The organism is Rothia sp. HC945, assembly GCF_051370785.1.
In the GTDB taxonomy this organism is placed as follows: Bacteria; Actinomycetota; Actinomycetes; order Actinomycetales; family Micrococcaceae; genus Rothia.
In genome coordinates, this window is the sequence record NZ_JBFCSN010000005.1 from 1 (window position 1) to 18,745 (window position 18,745).

Sequence of the window (18,745 nt, forward strand, 5' to 3'; positions counted from 1 at the left end):
TTGAAACCAACAAGAATTCAAAAAACTTGGTACAACATTCAAACAAAGCACACTATTGAGTTCTCAAACAACAAACCACACACCAACCAACCCCACACAAAAATGAGGAAAAACCAGTGCCGGTCGCACCACCACGAAAACCATCGCGGCAACTTCTCCAACCTACCAGAACCAAACCCGGCCCGCAAACCGAACCCGAACCCCACACCACCCGACCCACCAGAACACGACACACAGCCGCACCCAGCACACCAGGCAAAAGAATGAAGAAAAACCTTCGAGAACAGTCACGCACCAAGACCAGAACCGGAAGAACCTGTCAGAACAAGCCCCCGAGCCTCGCGGCGACAAGAAAAAACTCTACACACCACCACCCCCAAACACCAACCCACACCCACGTGAAACACACCACAAACCACACAACCCCACCACCACAAGGAAAAACAGCCCGGAATGAGTTGAGGCGCCCCAGCGTTGAACGGGTAGACCAACATCGTCGAAAGGCAAGATCGTGCTCCCTCTGTCCCTCATTGACTTCGCAACCGTCTACAGCGGGGAAACTCCCCGGGACAGCTTCAGGCGCTCCGTGGACATGGCCCGCAAGGCCGAGCGGCTGGGCTTCTCACGCATCTGGTACGCGGAGCACCACAACATGCCCCATATCTCTTCCGCGGCTCCAGCAGTCCTGATCTCGCACATCGCCTCCCAGACCGAGAGCATTCGTCTCGGCTCAGGCGGCGTGATGCTTCCCAACCACTCGCCCTTGGTTATTGCTGAGCAGTTCGGGACCCTCGAGGAGCTGTACCCGGACCGCATCGATCTCGGCCTGGGTCGAGCACCCGGGACCGATATGAAGACCGTTCAGGCTTTGCGCCGTGACCCCCAGGATGCGGACCGCTTCCCGAGTGACGTCGTCGAGCTCCAGGGGTATTTGGAGGGGAAGTCACGTATCGAGGGGGTTCAGGCCATCCCCGGCAGGAACACGAACGTCCCGCTGTACATCCTCGGGTCCTCGCTTTTCGGAGCCCAGTTGGCTGCACAACTCGGACTCCCATATTCCTTCGCGTCCCACTTCGCACCGGCTGCCCTCGAGCAGGCCACCACGGCATATCGCGAGAACTTCCAGCCCTCCGAGCATCTGAGCGAGCCGTATGTGATCGCAGCGGTCAATGTCACCGCTGCCGATACAGCGGAGGAAGCGGCAGAACAGACTCGCAAGGTCCGGAGGAAGCGGGTCGAGGCCATGGTGGGTCGCGGTCGTGATCTGACCGAGTCCGAGCTGGACATGCTGGTCCATTCGCCGGCGGGCCAACAGATCATCGAGATGCTCCGGTTCACCGCGCAGGGCACCGGCCCCGATATCAAGGAATACCTCGACCGTTTTGCCACGATGGCCCAGGCAGATGAGCTGATGATCTCGCTCCAGGCGCCTTCCACCGAGGAGTCTTCCCGCTCGATGGAGATCCTTGCGGAGGCTTGGGGGCTCGACGACGACGCCTGATCCACGTCGCCGCCGAGCCGACGATGCACCCGCTACTCCCCTTCGCGGTTCTCGATCTTCTGGATCGCGGCGGTGTTCGGCGGAAGGTCGTTGAACTCAGAGGCGTCTTTGTTCTTGACCAGCAGCTTGGACAGGATCGCAATGACGCAAATGAGCGCCGTCGTCGCAATGAGCTGGAAGCGCACCTCGGTGTCGGTCAGGCCCAGGATCACGATCACGGCGACCAGCAACAGCGCAAAATAGGAACCCCAGGGGAAGACCCACATCTTGAGCGGCAGCTTGCGCCCTTCCTTGTCTGCCCGCTTGCGCAGAACGATCTGCGAGATCAGCGCGAAGGTCCACACGGCGAGGATCGTGGAACCGATGATGTTGAGCATGATGTTGAGGATGACCTCGGGCCAGAGGTAATTCAGCACCACGGCGACGAAACCACCGAGCACGGAGAGAATGACAGCCGAATACGGGACGCCCTTGTCCGAGATGGCGGCGAAGCGGCGCGGGGCCGAGCCCCTCCTGGCCAGCGAGTAGAGCATGCGCGAGCCGCCGTAGATGTTGGCGTTGAGCGCCGACAACAGGGCGAGCACGATAATCACGGTCATCACCTTGTCCGCGCCGGGCAGACCGGCCACGCTCAGTACCGCGACGAACGGGCTGGCAGAGAGGCTGTCGTCGTCCCACGGCATGACCAGGACCATGACCGCCACCGCGCCGACGTAGAAAACCAGCACGCGAACCAGGATGGTCCGAATCGCCGTCGTGACGTTCTTGGCCGGTTCGTTGGTTTCGGCGGCGGCAATCGTCGCCAGCTCTGTGCCACCGAAGGCGAAGACGACGACGAGCAGCGCCGCCGCCACACCCGAGACACCGTGCGGCATGAATCCGCCGTGATCCGTCAGGTTGCTCGTGCCGGGTGACGGCGTCGGAAGCAGGCCGATCAGCAGAAGGACGCCCACCACCAGGAACGCCAAGACGGCAAGGACCTTCAACAGGGCGAACCAGAATTCCGTCTCCCCGAGAGTCTCCACGTGCAGGAGATTCACCAGGGTGAATGCGCACATGAACACAAGGGCGAGCACCCACTGCGGGAGAACCGGCCACGCCTCGTTGACGATCTGGGCCGCGGCGGTGGACTCCGCCGCGATGACGATGACCATCTGGATCCACCACAACCAACCCAACGCACGGCCGGCCGTGGGACCCAGCGCCTTGCCCGCGTAGGTCGAGAAGGACCCGGAGGCCGGATCCGCGGCCGCCATCTCGCCCAGCGCCCGCATGACGAGGACAAGGAGCAGGCAACCGACGAGGTAGGAAACGATAACGGCCGGACCGGCGGCTTTGATCGCGGAGCCTGTGCCGACGAACAGGCCTGTGCCGATCGCCGACCCAAGAGCCATCATCACGAGGTGACGCGATTTCAGGCTGTTGTTCGGCTGGTCGACCGACTGACTGGAGCTTGTGACCCCTTCGGGTGAGTGTGATCTATGACTCATAAAAGGTGAGAATACAGTATCGTATCTGATTTAAGCGACCGATCGGTCAGTAAATTTTGTGCGGACGCTGCCGCGGTGGCTGCGGGTGCGGCGACGACTGCTGTCATTGGGAGCGTTTCGGGCGGCGCTCCGATATTTTCTGCCCGCCGCGTTGAGTGGGGTTTACCCGATTCGGTGGCGATTGCAGCCGTTAGGTGGAGGTTAAAGCGCCACCTAACGAGGGAAAACGCCTCCCCTTCGGGCAACCGCCACCCATGAGCGCTCAGGGCGGGCAATCACGGAAGGATACGGGGACAACGTGGGGACGACGTCGTCGGCAACCCCCTCGAGGTGGCAATCCCGTGCACCCGTGGGACCCTTGCCGGCCCGAGGTAGCAGGCTTGGGCGGATTCGACCACCAAAAGCGCACAAGATTGCCACCTCGCCCCGTGCACCTCGCCCCCGCCGCATCCCGCCCCAAACCAAGACGGACCAACAGCGGATTCTGTGTTTCTTCGTAGCTTCGCGTCCTAGACTCGGGACCATGACGGATACCAGCAACGGAACTGCTCTTCCCCAGCCCTCTGCACCCGCCACGGACTCCTCGGCCCCGGGGAACAGGTCGGTCGGGCCGTGGGACAGGGTGAGCGCTCCCGCGGGAACGTTCGAGACGGTCCGGCAAGGTGGCGTCGTGAAGGCGTGGGGTATCAGGTATGCCCGCGCGGAGCGTTTCGGGGCGCCGATCGCCTACGCCTACACCGAGCCCTTCACCGCCGACACTCCGGCGCCGGCCTGCCCGCAGCGATTCGACGAGACCGATCTGGAGCTCCAACGGCTCGGATTCGACGAACATTGCCAGCGGCTGACCGTCACCCGACCCGAGAACCGCAGGTCCGGGCTACCTGTGATGGTCTGGATCCACGGCGGCTCCTACATCGGCGGCGCTGGGGACCTGCCCCACTACGATCCCACGGTCTTGGTACAGGAGCAGGACCTGGTGGTCGTCAACGTGACCTATCGTCTCGGGCTGTTCGGGTACCTCGGCGACGGACGGACCCGCGAGGCCAACCCCGGCCTGCTCGACCAGGTCGAGGCCATCAAATGGGTTCACCAGAACATCGAAGCCTTCGGCGGGGACCCGGACCGCATCACGATCGCCGGCCAGTCAGCCGGTGGCCACGCGTGCTGGGACCTGCTCATGGTTCCCGAAATTCGGGGCATGATCAGACGCGCTATCCCCCAGAGCGCGCCACTCGGGATCGTCCACGGACGACGTCGCGCGTGGAATGCGATCACCCCCGGCCCCGAGAAGACCGGTCGTATGCGTCAGGCGACCACAACCGAGTTGGCCGAAGCCGAAAGCGTCATCAACCGCAAGGCGGCGCTCCACGGACGCGCCGCCCTCATGCCCTTCTCCCCGAGGTACGGCCAACGGCCCCTGCCGCCCGAGAAGCTCCTCAAGAAACGGTGGAAGGAACTGGCCGGGAAGGTCGACGTCCTCATGGGGACGACGGCGCGCGAGGCCGCGCTCTATACCGGCCGAGTCCCGTTGCTCAAGGTCCTGGCCGGATTCCGGCGCGGCCGTCAGGGCATCGTCGAACCAATCGTGCGAGCCGCGACCCAGATCGTCTACGCCGTCGACAACGCCATCTGGGCCCAAAGACTCGCCAACGCGGGCGGACGCGCAGGCCTGTACCGCTTCGTGTTCGGCAAGCCCGATGCCGCCCTCGCTTGCTGCCACATCGCCGAGCTGCCCCTCCTCTTCCCCGGAACTTCCTGGACCGAGAGCGGGGAGAACGCGGGTGCCGGAGTCACGGGACCTGACCTCATGGAAACCTTCGACCCGGACGCCCTCGACGACGCCGGCCGCGCGCTCCGGGCCACCTGGGCCGGATTCGTGCGCGACGGTTTCGACTCGAAGGACGTCCGAGCGATTCCGGACGTGCTGGAGCTCCTGCCGCCCCGCACACCACGTCGAAAACGAGGAAGGAACTGATCATGCCGAAAACGAATCAGAACGGCGAGCCGATTCGTGATGAGCTGCCCGAGACCATCAAGAAATCGGACCGCAAAGCCCAGACCACGTTCGCTCAGACTTACGACTCCGCGATGGACGAGTACGGGGACGCCGAGCGCGCCGCCCGGACCGCCTACGCTCAGCTGAAGCACACGCACGAAAAGGTCGGCGACGCGTGGCAGGAGAAGGAGGAGTACGGGGACTCGGACGACCGTGCCGAGTCGTCCCGACGGGACCGCGGAGAAACCGCGGGCGGCGTGGACGCGAACGCGTCCAAGGAGCACCTGTACGAGGAGGCCCAGAAGCTCGGTATCGAGGGCCGGTCAGAGATGAGCAAGGACGAACTGGTCGAGGCCCTCGAAAAGGAAAGTCGGCGCCGCACTTCAGGCTCCTGAGGAACACGAACCCGCCCCTCCCGGGCCGGTTCCGCTCCCTAGGCACCCCTCGGGCCTGGCCCTCGGGGCTACTCCCCGAGGTACTCCAGGTTGATTTCCGACTCGGCGTCGAAGAACGAACAGGTACGGGGTGTCGCGTCAACGACGTCGCCAATCTCGAGCTCCCCGGACCTCTCGACCCGCAGTGCGATCCTCCCGCCCCGCAAACGAACGTCGGATTCCTGGACCGGGACGCAGTAGGCGAAAGCCTCGGACCCCAATTGCTCGATGTGCTCGACCTTCAGCCGCATCCCGGTCGCTTCGGAAGTGGTTCCGGCGTCCTCGGCCCCGGGCCGTTCCCGGACCCACGGGGCCTGCGGCACGATGTCCCATTCTTCGGGACGGACGCCCACAATGACCCTGCCCTTCGCGCGACCGACCAGGTGCTCCGGGAGCGGGACCGCGACGCCGCCCCAACGGGCTGTGCCCTCTTCGACCGGTACGGCCTCGAACAATCCGATCGACGGCGAACCGATGAACCCGGCCACGAACGTGTTTCCGGGGTACTGGTACAAGTGCAACGGGGCATCGACCTGTTGCACTTCGCCGTCCTTGAGCACGGCAACTCGATCCCCCATGGTCATGGCCTCGGTCTGATCGTGGGTCACGTAGATGGTCGTCACGCCCAGATCCGTCTGGAGCGAGGCAATCTGGGCACGGGTCGAGACCCTCAGCCTGGCATCCAAGTTGGACAGCGGCTCGTCCATCAGGAAGACCTTGGGTTCTCGGACAATGGCCCGGCCCATCGATACACGTTGCCGCTGGCCGCCGGACATCGCCGCAGGCTTGGAATCGAGCAGATCCTCGAGTTCGAGCATCCGAGCCACTTTGTCGACCCGCTCCGCAACCTCAGCCTTGGGCACCTTCGCGTTCTCAAGGGCGAAGGCCATGTTCTGGCGCGCCGTCATGTTGGGGTACAGCGCGTAGGACTGGAAGACCATCGCCACATTCCTGTCCCGTGCCCGGGATTCCGTGACGTCCTTGCCTCCGATGAGGATCGTGCCCTCGTCCACGGGCTCGAGACCGGCGATCATGCGCAGGCACGTTGATTTGCCGCTGCCGGAGGGCCCCACCAGGGTCAGGAATTCGCCGTCGCGGACGTCGAGGGACACCCGGTTGACCGCGGGGCGCTTCTTTTCGTCGAATATGCGAGAGATGTGTTGGAGATGGACTTCGACCATGATGAGTTGATTCCTTGACTTGGTTCGTGGGAGCGGAGTTTCTACAGGTAGGGCTTGATGTCGCGGTTGATGGCGTCACCGATCCGCGCCTGGAGACTGCCGAAGGTTTTCTCGACGTCGGCGTCGCCAGTCGTGATCTTGTCGAGGGCGCCCCCGATACGACGGCCAGCACCGTTGACGAACACCCGTGCGTAGTCCTGAGGCTTGGTGTTGCCCTGAAGCTGGCCGAACGCGGTCCTCGCGTTCGGGTTCTGATCGAGGAAAGCCACCTCCTCCGGATCCTCGTGGGCCGCGGTGCGCACCGGAATGTAGCCGGTGGCCTGCGTGAATGTGATCGTGTTCTGGGTATTGGTCAGGAAGTCGACGAATTTGATCGCCGTCCTCTTGCGCTCGTCGCTGATTCCATCGGGGATGGACAGGCCCGCGCCACCCGTCGGGCACCCGGGCGCGGGGCCGGGCAGCGGCGTCGTGGTGATCGGAAATCCCGCGATCTCCTTGAGACCACCGAGGGATCCGGTGGACTCGAGCAGACCGCTCGCCGTGCCGATGCCGAAGTTGTTGATCGCATCCTTGGTGATTTCGATGTGTCCCTTCCGGACCTGAGCCTGCAGGAACCGACCGGCCTCGATCGTCCTGGGATCCGTGAATTTGAGGTTCCACTCCTCCGAGTACCGACCGCCGAAGGCCCACGCGATGCCTTCGAAATACCAGTCCAGATAGGCGGTTCCGTCCGGGATCGTCAGGGCGGGCTTTCCACCACTGGCATCCATGATGTGCGGGGCCCACTCGTCGAATTCCTGCCACGTACTCGGCCCCCGGTCCAGAGGCAGCCCGGCTTTCTCCAGGACCGACCGGTCGAAGTACAGCAGAGCGGTCGAGCGGCTGTAGGGCACGCCGTAGTGCTTGCCTTCGTAGGTGTAGTCCTCGACGAACGTGGAGACGTACGACTTCGGGTCGATCCCGTTCTCGGCCCACAGGTCATCGAGCGGCGTCGTCGCTTTGGAGAACGCGAAATTGAACCAGGTGACGTCGGAGGCGACGATGACATCCGGGAGGTCTCCGCCCGCGAGCGCGGCATTGAACTTCTGGGAGAGCTCCTCGTAATTCTTGCCTCCGTCCACGAGCTGCGCGGGAGTGTCCGGGTGGGCGGCGTTCCATGCTTCCACGATCTTCTGCTCGGTCTTCTTCGACTCGGCGGGGTGGTTGGACCAGAACTGCAACGTGCCGTTGCCCTTCTGCTTCGGCCGGTTCGCGCTGCTGCCGGTGCCCGCGCACGCCGAAAGAGCCAGGGACGCGGCGCCCAGCCCCGCAAGGCCCAGGACGTGACGACGGCTCAGAGAGGCCATGACGAAGTTCTCCTTCTCGGAAGGTTGGAATGAGGGATGCGGTGAATCGACCGCGCAGCTAGCCCTTGACCGCGCCCGCGGTCAGGCCCTTGATCATCGAACGCTGCAGCAGCAGGAAGATGACGATCATCGGGATACTCGCGAGCAGCGTTCCGGCCATGACGGGACCCCAGTTGGTGGGTCCTTCGTTGTTCTGGAGCAGCGTGAGGCCAACCTGCAACGGTGCGACGCGGCCGGTGTCCGACATCAAGAATGGCCAGAGGTACTGGTTCCATTCGGTGACGGCGGTGATGAGAACGAAGGCCATGAGAGTCGGCCAGGACATCGGCAGAACCACGCGGAAGAGCGTGCGCAGGAATCCGGCGCCGTCCATGGTCGCGGCTTCCAGGATCTCGGTAGGCAGGGACAAGAAATGGTTCCGCATCAGGTACGTCCCGAAGGCCACGCCCGCGAGCGGCACGATGATGCCGGGGAACGAATCCCTCCACCCGAGCTGCGCCACCGCGGCGTAGTTGGAAATGATGGTGATCTCATTCGGAACCATGAGGGTCCCGACCACCAAGAGAAACAGCACATTCCGGCCAGGGAACCTGAGGAAAGCGAAGGCGTATGCACTCAGCACGCCCAGAACGACCTTGACCACGGTCAAGACGACGGTGATGACCACGGAGTTGCGCAGGAACTGTCCGAAGTCCACCTCGTTCCACACGTAGGAGTAGTTCTCCGGGGCGAAAGGATGCGGGATCCAGGAAATCGGGTCCGAGTAGATGTCAGGATGCGTTTTGAAGGACGTGACGACCACGAAATACAACGGGAGGGCGATCACGAGGGCGGCGAGCAGAGCGCCGAGGTAGCCCAGGACCTTCATGCCCAGCAGACCATTGGCCTGCTTCAGGGCCCGTCGGCGGTCTCGGCCCATCTCGACATCGTTGGTCCCCGGCGTCCGGTCCGGGTGAGACGGCAGGGGCGCGGGGCTGGTGGTCCCCGTGGAGGCGCGGGGCGTCGTCGTGGTCGACGGGGCGGCCGTGGTCGACGGCGTCGTCGGATCTGTGTTGCGCATGACTATCCCTTCCGGTCCTGCAGACGAACCTGAACCACGGTGACCACCAGAACGGCCAGGAACATGAGAGTCGCGACGGCGGCGCCGTAACCCGCCCGGCCGTTCACGAAGGTCTCCTGGTAGACCTGATAGACCATCGTGCTGGTCGAGTTGCCCAACGGGCCGCCCTGAGTCATCACGTTGATGATGTCGAACACCTGCATCGAATTGAGCAGCACGGTCACGGACAGGAAGAAGGTTGTGGGGCGCAATTGCGGGAGGGTCACGCGGAAGAATTTGCGGAGGCCCGACGTGCGGTCGATCTCGGCGGCCTCGTCCAGATCCTTGCGAAGCCCCTGCAATGCGGCCAGATAGATCACGAACGTGTACCCGAGGTTCTTCCACACGTAGGTCGTGATGATCATGAACAGGGCCCACCGCGGGTGGGTGTAGAACTCGGGAGATTCCATCCCGATCCGGGCCAGGAGATCCTGGATCATCCCGTACTTGGGGTCGAACACGAACTGGAAGGCGACGCCGACCGCCGCCCCGGAAATCACATACGGCGCGAAGACCAGGGAACGAACCACGTTCCGGCCACGAAGAGGCCGATCGAGCAACAAGGCCAAAGCCAGACCGAGCACCATCGAGCCGCCTACGGCCGAGACCGTGAAGACCACCGTCTGGAGTACGACCTGCCAGCTCTCCGGGTCCTTGGCCCACTCGATGTAGTTCGTGAGACCGACGAACACCGCGGGCCTGGTCGCCGAGATGTTCCATGTGAAGAACGAGAGGCGAATGTTGTCGAGCAAAGGTCGGTAGGTGAACAGCAGCAAGAGCAGCAAGTTCGGTGCCACCAAAGCGGTTGCCAACAGCGTGCGTCGAGATCCCCTCCGTCGACGACGTCGGGGCGGCTCCTTCCCCGGTGCGGAGCCTTCTAGGCCGGGAATTGTCGGTACAGTCACAACCAAAAATATTAGCCTCGGCCCTTTAAACAGAGGCCACATAAGGGTGAACAGCCCCATAATCGCAAGTCACATCGGCGAGTTCGATCCGGGGTGGGGTGGAGGGCGTGTTGGCGTGGGTGTGGCGTGGCGTAGGGGGGGGTGTGGCGTGGCGCGGGCGGGGGTGTCGGAGACGCACGAATCGCGTGGCGGTTACCCGATTCGGTGGCGGCTAACGGCGGCGAGGCCTCCGGAGAGCCGCGAAGTACTACGCCATGGGGTGGCGGTTACCCGATTCGGTGGCGGCTACCGGCAGATTCGCGCCCGGAACGACCCAAAGTACAGCGCCGTAGCGTGGCGGTTACCCGATTCGGTGCTGTTTCCAGTCATTAGGTGGGGGTTTAGCCGCCACCAAACGGCGGAAACCGCCTCTCGATCCGGTATCCACTTCCGAACGGCACCAGGCCGGGGCCGAGGGACCGGGGGCCAGGGGCCGCGCACGACGTCGGCGGCTTGCGCAGACCGAGACCACGGCACTGTGCGGTGAACGTCGGTGAAAACGACAACGGGGCCGGCCTCCCCGAGGGAGACCGGCCCCGTGACGATGCCGATCCGGGTCACCAACCCGAGGGCCGCCAGCCCGAAGGCCGCAAGGCCGAAGGCCTCAGACCGGACGTTGCTCTGCGATCAGAGCGCACCTTCCTTGTCGGCGCGAGGGTCGTCGACGATGTCGATGGGCATGGTCGACAGGTCGTACTTCTCGTTCTCCTCGATGTTCTCGATGACGTCGGAGACCTCTTCCTCGTCCTCGACCGCGGGCATCGAGCCGTGGAGGTTGCGCCCGGAGGATTCCTTCATGAAGTACACGCCGATGGCACCCACGATGCAGGCGAGCATGATGTAGTACGCGCCCATCAGATCGGAGTGGAATACGTTCTGCAACGCAGTGATCACGAAACCTGTGGTACCGCCGAAGACGGCGACGGCCAGGTTGAACATGATTCCCATCGCGGTGTAACGGACCCTGGTGGGGAACAGCGAGGGCAACGCCGATGCCTGGATCGAAACCTGGAACATCATGATGATGCCCATGATCAGCAGACCCAGGAACGTCGACCAGGTGTGTCCCATCGTCATGAGCACGAAGGACGGGATCGAGCCGATGACGCCGATCACGCAACCGATCAGCATGACCGGGCGGCGTCCCACACGGTCCGAGATCGCGCCGAAGATCGGCAAGCTCACGGACACGATGATCAGGACGGGAACGAGCAGGGCATTGCCGTGCAGGGTGTCGTAGCCCAGAACGTCGGAGAGGTATTCGGGCATGTACGTGGTCACGGCGTAGCCGACCACCTGGGCACACATGACCATGGCCGAGCCGATGAGCAGGCGCGGCCAGTGCGCGCGCACGACCTCCATGAGCTCGTCCATGACGGTCTTGTTCTCGTTCTTCGCTTCTTCGTCCTGCGCGTCCTTCTGCGCCTCGAAGGCGTGCGATTCCTGGATGTGGGTTCGCATGTACATACCCACGATTCCGAGCGGGAGGGCAACCCAGAAGCAGATGCGCCAGCCCCAATCGGTCATGAACTGTTCGCCACCGACGACCTCGATCACGGTCGCGAGGGTGGCGGCAGCGGCGAAGCCGAGGTAGGAACCGAAGTCCAGGAAGGAGCCCCAGAAACCACGACGACGGTCGGAAGCGTATTCCGCGATAAAGGTAGCGGCACCGGCGTACTCGCCACCGGTGGAGAAGCCCTGCACGAACTTGAGCAGGATCAACAGAATCGGCGCGAGAACGCCGATGGTCGAGTATCCCGGCAGGCAACCGATGAGGAAGGTGCCCAGGGACATCATGAGGATGGTGAAGGCCAGGACCTTGCGTCGACCGACCTTGTCACCAATGGGACCGAGGATCAGACCACCAAGCGGACGGACCAGGAAGGTCACCGCGAGGGTCGCGAACGTCGCCAAGCTGTCCCAGGGGGCGGGCAACGGGAAGAAGACCAGCGCGATGTAGGTCATCACGTAGGCGAAGACGCCGATGTCGAACCACTCCATGAAGTTCCCCAGGAGGGTCGCACGAAGCGCCTTCTTCATCTCGGCCTGGTCGACAACGTGGATATCGTCAGCGGTTAGGGAGGGTGATTGTGAAGTTTGAGAATCACTCATAAGTACGCTTTCTTTTCGACAAACGCGTGCCACTGTACTCCCCTGACCCTCGGGTGCAACCGTTGAGATGGCCCGGGTTCCACGTTCCAAGACCCTGCACTGCGAGATCGCACGCCGCGCCAAAAAACTCGAAAGAGTCGCGTTTCCGCTAGTCAGACACCTATTCTTCCGAACTTGACCCACATCGGACGGACCTGGTTGCCCCGCCAGAGAGACGCGATGAATCTCTCGCACATTGCGACGTCTTTTGTGACCCATTACACAGCACAGCACCGGTGCCTCGAGGGTTCGAGAGCCCGGATAGGCTGATACCGTGCGCCGGGCCTGTTCGGCCACATCCGATACCGACGTCATTCCCGAAGGAGCCACCCGTGCCCGCACCCCGCACCGCCCAGACAATCCTCGTTCTGACCACGGGCGGAACGATCGACAAATACTATTCGGTGGCCGGCGGGCTCGAGATCGACGAGCCCACGATCGGGCCCATCCTGGACCAGGCGGCGACGAACATCGAGACAGAGGTGCGGTCCGTCGTCGCCATTGACAGTTTAGACATGACCGACGAACACCGGGCCGAGCTCGTCCAGGCGCTGGTCGACGCCGAGGCGAGCCGCGTGGTCGTGACCCACGGAACCGACACGATGCCCGAGACCGCCGAATACCTCGCACGACATCCGGAAGCGATCGCGGCCAAGACGATCGTGCTGACCGGGGCCATGCAGCCCTCCTGCATGCGGCAAACCGACGCGCCCTTCAACCTCGGCTCCGCGGTGGCCAGCGTCCAGCTGCTCGAACCGGGGGTGTACATCTCGATGAGCGGTCGCATCTTCGAGGCGGGCTCGGTATCCAAGGACCGCTCTCGCGGGGTCTTCGTCGACAAGCAGTAACGCCCCCCTTCGTCGGGCCGGATCGGGCGACACGGCTGAGCTCCGGCCGGCGACGACGGCGACTCCGGCCGCGACGACAGCGGCTCGGGTCGCGGCGTCGGTGGCTCAGGCGACGGCGTCGGCGGCCGCGCGTCCGGCAACCCGACCGGAAAACAAGCAACCGCCCAGGAAAGTTCCCTCCAGGGCGTTGTACCCCATCATTCCCCCACCGCCGAACCCGTTGACCTCGCCCGCGGCATAGAGACCCGGTATCGGATCCCCCTGCATGCCCAGGCACCGGCCGAGCAGATCGGTCTCCAGGCCTCCGAGGGTCTTTCGGGTCAGGATGTTGAGGCGAACCGCGATGAGCGGCCCATTTCGACGATCCAGGAATGCGTGGGGCGGGGCAGTCCTCAGTATGCGGTCACCGAGATGTTTGCGGTGGGAACGCACCATCGTCAGCTGAGCATCCTTGCCGTAAGGGTTCGCGAGCTCACGGTCGCGGTCCTCGACCAACTTCCTCAACCGGTCGGCGTCGATCTCTCGCCCGGAGTCACCCACCCGATTCATTCCGTCCACGAGGTCCTCCAGGTTTTCTGCAACGACGAAGTCCTCCCCGTGCTTCTTGAAATCCTCGATCGGCCCGGGCGCTCCCTTCGAGAGCACGCGGGAAGCCAGCAGCTTGAAATCCTTGCCCGTCAGGTCGGGGTTCTGTTCGGATCCCGAGAGCGCGAACTCCTTTTCGATGACCCTCTGAGTCAGCACGAACCAGCTGTACTCGTGCCCGGTACGACGCAGGTGACCGAGGGTGCTCAGGGTGTCGCATCCTGGATAGTTCGGGCCCGGGAGGCGGACGCCGTCGGAGTCGAGCCACAAGCTTGACGGGCCGGGAAGAATGCGTATCCCATGGTTGCCCCAGATGGGGTCCCAATTCCGGATCCCTTCGACGTAGTGCCACATCCGGTCCGGGTTGATGACGCGCGCTCCCGCGTTCTGGGCGGTGCGCAGCATCCTCCCGTCCACGTGGGCGGGCACTCCCGAAACCATGGTCTTCGGTGGGGGTCCGAGGCGTTCGGGCCAGTTCTCGCGCACAAGATCGTGGTTGGCGCCGATACCGCCCGAGGTCACGATGACGGCTTGGGCCGAGTACTCGAAACCACCGACGACGTCGCGGTTGCTCGCCGTCCCGCGCCGCGTGAGGTCCGGTCGCAACACGTCACCCCGGACTCCGGTGACCGCGCCTCCGGTCTTCACCAGCCCCTCAACACGGTGTCGGAAAGCGAACCGGAGCCTGCCGGACCGGGCGTGGTCACGGCACCGACGCTCGAACGGGGCCACGAGACCCGGGCCTGTGCCCCATGTGATGTGGAACCGGGGCACGGAATTGCCGTGCCCCTCCGCTCGGCCGTCGCCACGTTCGGCCCAACCGACGATCGGGATCACCCGGTGCCCCATGCCCCGCAACCAGGATCGCTTCTCCCCCGCCGCGAAATCGAGATACGCCTCCGCCCACTGTCGGGGCCAAGAGTCGCATTCGCGATCGAACTGGGCGGAACCCATCCAGTCCTGGTGCGCCAGCTCCAAGGAATCCCGGATGCCCGAGCGCCTCTGCTCCGGAGAGTCGACGAAGAACAGCCCGCCCAGCGACCAGTGGGCCTGGCCGCCCACGGATTGCTCCGGTTCCTGGTCGAGGACCAGGACGGAACGACCGGCATCGGCCGCCTCCGCCGCGGCCACGAGTCCGGCCAAGCCGGCTCCGACCACAATGATGTCAGCATCCATGTTCCCCACCTCCGGGTTCGTCGCGACGGGCCCGCGCGCATTCGGTGTCGACGGTTGCGCAGGTCCGACGGTTGGTCAGCCCCCAGCCCGCTTTCGACGGAGCCGACGCCTCTTCTTTTCCCGATGCGCCTGGATCTGCTCCTCCGTGACAGCTTCCAGGTTCTTCGTGAGCGGCTCGCCCGGAGTCCACCCCTCCATGCGCCGAGCGCGACGGGAGCGGGCACCGAAGGAAAGCGTCAACCGCGGACGGGGCACCTTGAGATCGATGGGCTCCGGCAGTTTCCAGTTCCGCCACCGAGCCAGGACCCCGACGACGCCGCACGTCAGAATGGAAACGGCCATACCGGCGTCGGGCCGGTGCAAGAATTCGGAGAAGACCACCATCTCGAGGCCACCCACCACGGCCACGGTCGCGTAGAGGGAGCTGCCGCCGAGGACGGAGGGGATCCTGTTCACCATGACGTCGCGAATGACTCCCCCACCGACCGCCGTGGTCACGCCCAACATCACCGAGGGAATCCAGTGCAGGCCGAGGGCCAGGGATTTGGACGTGCCCGTGGCCGCCCAGCAACCCATACCGATGAAATCGACCAGGATCAGGGCGCGATCGGCCCACCGCGTCCCCAGATCGATGGTGTACGCGAGCCCGGAGGCCACGATGGCGGCAACCCAGTACCCGCCGTCCGTCAAGGCTATGGGAAACCCGGTGTTGAGGAGGACATCGCGGATGATGCCGCCGCCCATTCCGGTCACGATGGCCAGCACCACGAAACCGACGACGTCGAACCTGAACGCTCGGGCGAGCGCGCCACCGAGGAGCCCGTTGGTCACGACCGCCCCGACGTCGACGATCCGGAACCAGATACTCGGATCCCATTCGGTCACCGTTCGCCACCTGCTTCCACACCGAGGGACGGCCCGAGCCGACCTCAGGCACATCTCGATCTTAGTGAGCGCCGCCCCGCGGGTGAACGGTTTGGCCAATGTTGCGCCGATCGCCGGGTCGAACGCACAAAACCCCCTGCCACATCCTGGCGGACGCGACAGGGGGCAGAAAGACGCTCGGGATCAGTCTTCCTTTTCGAGCTCGTTCACCGTGGCGCCGTCGGCCGCTCGCTGAACCGCGGAAACGCCCTTCTTCACCGAGGCAAGACTCTCGTACCCCTGGCCCGTTGCAACGACTTCGCCGTTACCGGCCTTCAGGCGGAACCGAAATTTTCCTGCTTTGTCCTCGTAGATCTCGAACTTCCCTGCCACGGTGGGCTCCTTTCCGGGATGCTGTCCTCTGATGCTCCGAGAGTAGACCCAGATCACATTGCCTGTGAATATTTTTGGGCAAATTTTTGGCGACCACTCACGATCCGCTCGGTTACTACTGAGCGAAGCGATGAGTTTGTACACAAATGACAAGCATCCTGATCAGTGGTCGGAACCACAGTCGAAGCCCGCTCCTTCCCTTGCGAACAGTGGGATGCACCGGCATCGACAGGCCTCCTCTCACCCGGCATGGCGGCTCCGATCCGTATACATAGCCTCCTTATGAGTTGTATGGTCGGCTATCAGTATTTGATTTTTTGAGCCCTGCCCGCATCCTGCGCCCAGGGATTCACCCCCTTATGGAAGGTTTTAGGACATGTTCGGACCAGAGAACGTCCGTCGGCGGTGGAACGTCGACGATGTGACGGTCACCAAACCGAATGTCATCAAGCGCGCCATCAGCGCGGCCGCCATCGGCAATATCACCGAGTGGTACGACTTCGGCGTCTATGCGTATCTCCAGGTCACGATCGAGAAGGTATTCCTCCCCGACTTGGATGGCGCGATCGGCAAGATCATCACGGCGGCGCTGTTCGCGGTTGCCTTCTTGGTCCGCCCCATCGGCGGCATGGTCTTCGGCCCGCTCTCGGACAAGATCGGCCGCAACAAGGTCCTCGCGATGACCATGATCATGATGGCGCTGGGAACCTTCGCCATCGGTATTCTTCCCGGGTACGCGACCGTGGGCATGTGGGCACCGTTCCTGCTGCTTGCGTGCCGCCTGCTGCAGGGATTCTCGACCGGTGGTGAGTACGGAAACGCGATGACCTTCATCGCCGAGTACGCCCCGGACCGTAGGCGCGGTTTCTTCGGTTCCCTGCTCGAGGTCGGAACCTTCGGCGGCTACCTGATGGGCGCCATCATCGCGACCGTCATGACCGGCGTGCTCACCGACGATCAGATGCTCAGCTGGGGCTGGCGTCTGCCGTTCTTCATCGCGCTGCCGCTTGGTCTCGTCGGCGTCTACCTGCGTTCCAAGCTGGCTGACACCCCGGCCTACCTGCAGCTCGAGAAGGAAGCCGAGAAGGCCGAGAAATCGAGCCGCGGCGGGGCCAAGAAGGGCGGCGAATTCAAGAACATCTTCAAGCTCTGGCCCTCGATGCTCATCTGCACCGGCCTGGTTCTCGCGTGGAACGTCACCAACTACATGCTGACCTCGTACATCCCGGTGTACTTCGACTCGGTCAAGTCGATCCAGGGCGACGGCGGCGTCTCTGAGTTCACCTCATCGATCCTTCAGATCATCGTCATGGCAGTCTGCCTGGTGACCATCCCCGTACTGGGCCGCCTCTCGGACCGGATCGGGCGAAAGACGATCATCGTGGTCGGCTCGATCGCACTGATCGTGCTCTCGATCCCGTCCGTCCTCCTGATTCGCGGCAGCGCGGACCTCACGGTCATGTTCGGCCTGCTCATCATGGGCCTCAGCTTGATCTGCTTCAGCTCGATGATGCCCTCGACCCTGCCGTCCCTGTTCCCGACCCTGGTCCGGGCGGGTGCGCTGTCGATCTCGTTCAACATCGCCATCTCGCTCTTCGGCGGAACGACGTCGACCGTCATGAACGCGCTGGTGGGAGGCACCGGAAATCTGATGTGGCCGGCGTACTACCTCATGGCTGCCGGCGCCATCGGCCTAATCGCGGTCTACTTCACCCCGGAGAGCAACGGCCGGCCGCTGTGGGGCTCGACCCCCTCGGCCGAGTCCAAGCCTGAGGCCCGCGAACACGTCGCCGACCTCAACGAGGAGTACGAAACGGAAATGGCCAAGGCCTGACTCCGCACAGCCGATTCGGCATCAACTGAATCTCATGGCCCTGGCTCCGCCGGGCGGGCACGTCCCGCACCGACGTAGCCAGGGCCTTCGTGCATCTGCGGTTCCGGGGTTTGGGGGTGTGCGGGCGCGGGTTTCGGGGTGGTGAGGTTTCGGGGCTGCGGTTTCGCACGGTGAGGTTTGCGGCCCCCGCGGTTCCCGACGCCGGCCGCAGCATTGGGGCGGAGGGCGAAGGGCGCAGGGGCGCAGGGGCGCAGGGGCGCAGGGGCGCAGGGTCATCCTGGCCCGCGAGGACTCTTCCCTAGCCCCACGTGACCAGCCACTTTCGGTGACCAGCCGCTTTCGGTCGCGCTTACCAACGACCCCCGATGATGGGAGGCGGTTACCCGATCGCGTGGGGGTTAGCGGCCCCATCGCCCCGGCGGCCCAGCCGCCTTCGGTGCCGGTTACCCGAAAAGGTGGCGATTGCCGTCGTTAGGTGGGGGTTAAGCCGCCACCTAACGGCGGCAACCGGCACCCATTCGGGGAACCGGCTCTCAATGGCGCGGCCGACGCGGCCAGCCCGGCCAAACCGCCGGCTTCTGGGCCGCGGTCATCGGGACCTTGGATCCCGTCACCACTTTGGCCCCGGCTTTGGTGGCCAGGACGACGTCGTCGCGCCGGTCCGCGAACGCCTCGGCGAGCAGACCATTCGCGTGCCCGTTGCCGTAGAAGTGGGCCGTGTCGAACATCCGGACGCCCAGGTCGAAGGCGCGACGCAGGAGAACCACGGACCGTGCGCGCTCCTCGGCGGAATCCGGGGCCCGGCCCAGGCTCCCCATCCCGTACCCCATGCGCGAGGGCGTCCGGCCATTCACTGCGACGGGTCCTCCAGGACAATGTTCCTGTGCGGTCATGTCGCCTCCT

General features: G+C 64.0%; 16 protein-coding genes. 6 read left to right on the forward strand and 10 right to left on the reverse strand.

Going from position 1 to position 18,745, the window contains the following annotated elements:
- Both AB0Y14_RS11915 and AB0Y14_RS11920 read left to right on the forward strand, forming a co-directional pair.
- Positions 1-267, forward strand: a 267-nt coding sequence (locus AB0Y14_RS11915) for a hypothetical protein (RefSeq protein ID WP_436589481.1), incomplete at its 5' end; no start/stop codon positions are given.
- Positions 268-508: 241 nt separating this feature from the next.
- Positions 509-1,501: an LLM class flavin-dependent oxidoreductase gene (locus tag AB0Y14_RS11920; RefSeq protein ID WP_436589516.1), complete on the forward strand. Its 993-nt coding sequence runs from the start codon at positions 509-511 to the stop codon at positions 1,499-1,501.
- Positions 1,502-1,533: 32 nt separating this feature from the next.
- On the opposite strand, the gene AB0Y14_RS11925 is transcribed toward AB0Y14_RS11920, so the two are convergent.
- Entirely contained in the window at positions 1,534-2,898 is a 1,365-nt protein-coding gene (locus AB0Y14_RS11925; RefSeq protein ID WP_436589517.1) for an amino acid permease, read from the reverse strand.
- 616 nt (positions 2,899-3,514) lie between these two features.
- Between AB0Y14_RS11925 and AB0Y14_RS11930 the strand changes: the two genes are divergently transcribed.
- Together AB0Y14_RS11930 and AB0Y14_RS11935 are read left to right on the forward strand one after the other, a co-directional pair.
- Positions 3,515-4,966, forward strand: a complete 1,452-nt coding sequence (locus AB0Y14_RS11930; RefSeq protein ID WP_436589482.1) for a carboxylesterase family protein — start codon at positions 3,515-3,517, stop codon at positions 4,964-4,966.
- Positions 4,967-4,968: 2 nt separating this feature from the next.
- Positions 4,969-5,382, forward strand: coding sequence for a ChaB family protein (locus AB0Y14_RS11935; protein WP_436589483.1), 414 nt, complete (start codon positions 4,969-4,971; stop codon positions 5,380-5,382).
- A 68-nt stretch (positions 5,383-5,450) separates the two neighbouring features.
- Here the strand turns inward: AB0Y14_RS11935 and AB0Y14_RS11940 are convergent, their stop codons facing one another.
- From AB0Y14_RS11940 to AB0Y14_RS11960, 5 genes are all read right to left on the reverse strand, one after another.
- Positions 5,451-6,602 (reverse strand): ABC transporter ATP-binding protein, encoded by a 1,152-nt coding sequence (locus AB0Y14_RS11940; RefSeq protein ID WP_436589484.1) that lies wholly within the window; start codon positions 6,600-6,602, stop codon positions 5,451-5,453.
- A gap of 41 nt (positions 6,603-6,643) precedes the next feature.
- A complete protein-coding gene (locus AB0Y14_RS11945; RefSeq protein WP_436589485.1) occupies positions 6,644-7,948 on the reverse strand; it encodes an ABC transporter substrate-binding protein in 1,305 nt (434 codons plus the stop codon).
- A 58-nt stretch (positions 7,949-8,006) separates the two neighbouring features.
- Positions 8,007-9,008 carry a carbohydrate ABC transporter permease gene (locus AB0Y14_RS11950; RefSeq protein WP_436589486.1) on the reverse strand — a complete coding sequence of 334 codons (1,002 nt, stop codon included), beginning with the start codon at positions 9,006-9,008 and terminating at the stop codon, positions 8,007-8,009.
- Positions 9,009-9,010: 2 nt separating this feature from the next.
- Entirely contained in the window at positions 9,011-9,844 is an 834-nt protein-coding gene (locus AB0Y14_RS11955; RefSeq protein WP_436589487.1) for a carbohydrate ABC transporter permease, read from the reverse strand.
- Between the two features lie 774 nt (positions 9,845-10,618).
- Complete coding sequence (locus tag AB0Y14_RS11960) at positions 10,619-12,103, reverse strand: MFS transporter (protein ID WP_436589488.1); 1,485 nt, start codon at positions 12,101-12,103, stop codon at positions 10,619-10,621.
- A gap of 371 nt (positions 12,104-12,474) precedes the next feature.
- Between AB0Y14_RS11960 and AB0Y14_RS11965 the strand changes: the two genes are divergently transcribed.
- Positions 12,475-12,990, forward strand: a complete 516-nt coding sequence (locus AB0Y14_RS11965; protein WP_436589489.1) for an asparaginase domain-containing protein — start codon at positions 12,475-12,477, stop codon at positions 12,988-12,990.
- Positions 12,991-13,095: 105 nt separating this feature from the next.
- Here AB0Y14_RS11965 and AB0Y14_RS11970 read toward each other — a convergent pair whose 3' ends face one another.
- The 3 genes from AB0Y14_RS11970 to AB0Y14_RS11980 form a co-directional block, all read right to left on the reverse strand.
- Positions 13,096-14,751, reverse strand: coding sequence for an FAD-binding dehydrogenase (locus tag AB0Y14_RS11970; RefSeq protein WP_436589490.1), 1,656 nt, complete (start codon positions 14,749-14,751; stop codon positions 13,096-13,098).
- A 75-nt stretch (positions 14,752-14,826) separates the two neighbouring features.
- A complete protein-coding gene (locus tag AB0Y14_RS11975; RefSeq protein WP_436589491.1) occupies positions 14,827-15,636 on the reverse strand; it encodes a trimeric intracellular cation channel family protein in 810 nt (269 codons plus the stop codon).
- Positions 15,637-15,819: 183 nt separating this feature from the next.
- Entirely contained in the window at positions 15,820-16,008 is a 189-nt protein-coding gene (locus AB0Y14_RS11980; RefSeq protein WP_178980525.1) for a YegP family protein, read from the reverse strand.
- 376 nt (positions 16,009-16,384) lie between these two features.
- Here AB0Y14_RS11980 and AB0Y14_RS11985 point away from each other — a divergent pair, with 376 nt between their 5' ends.
- Entirely contained in the window at positions 16,385-17,842 is a 1,458-nt protein-coding gene (locus tag AB0Y14_RS11985) for an MFS transporter (RefSeq protein ID WP_436589492.1), read from the forward strand.
- A gap of 533 nt (positions 17,843-18,375) precedes the next feature.
- Here AB0Y14_RS11985 and AB0Y14_RS11990 read toward each other — a convergent pair.
- Positions 18,376-18,735, reverse strand: coding sequence for an aldo/keto reductase (locus AB0Y14_RS11990; protein WP_436589493.1), 360 nt, complete (start codon positions 18,733-18,735; stop codon positions 18,376-18,378).
- Positions 18,736-18,745: the final 10 nt, after the last annotated feature.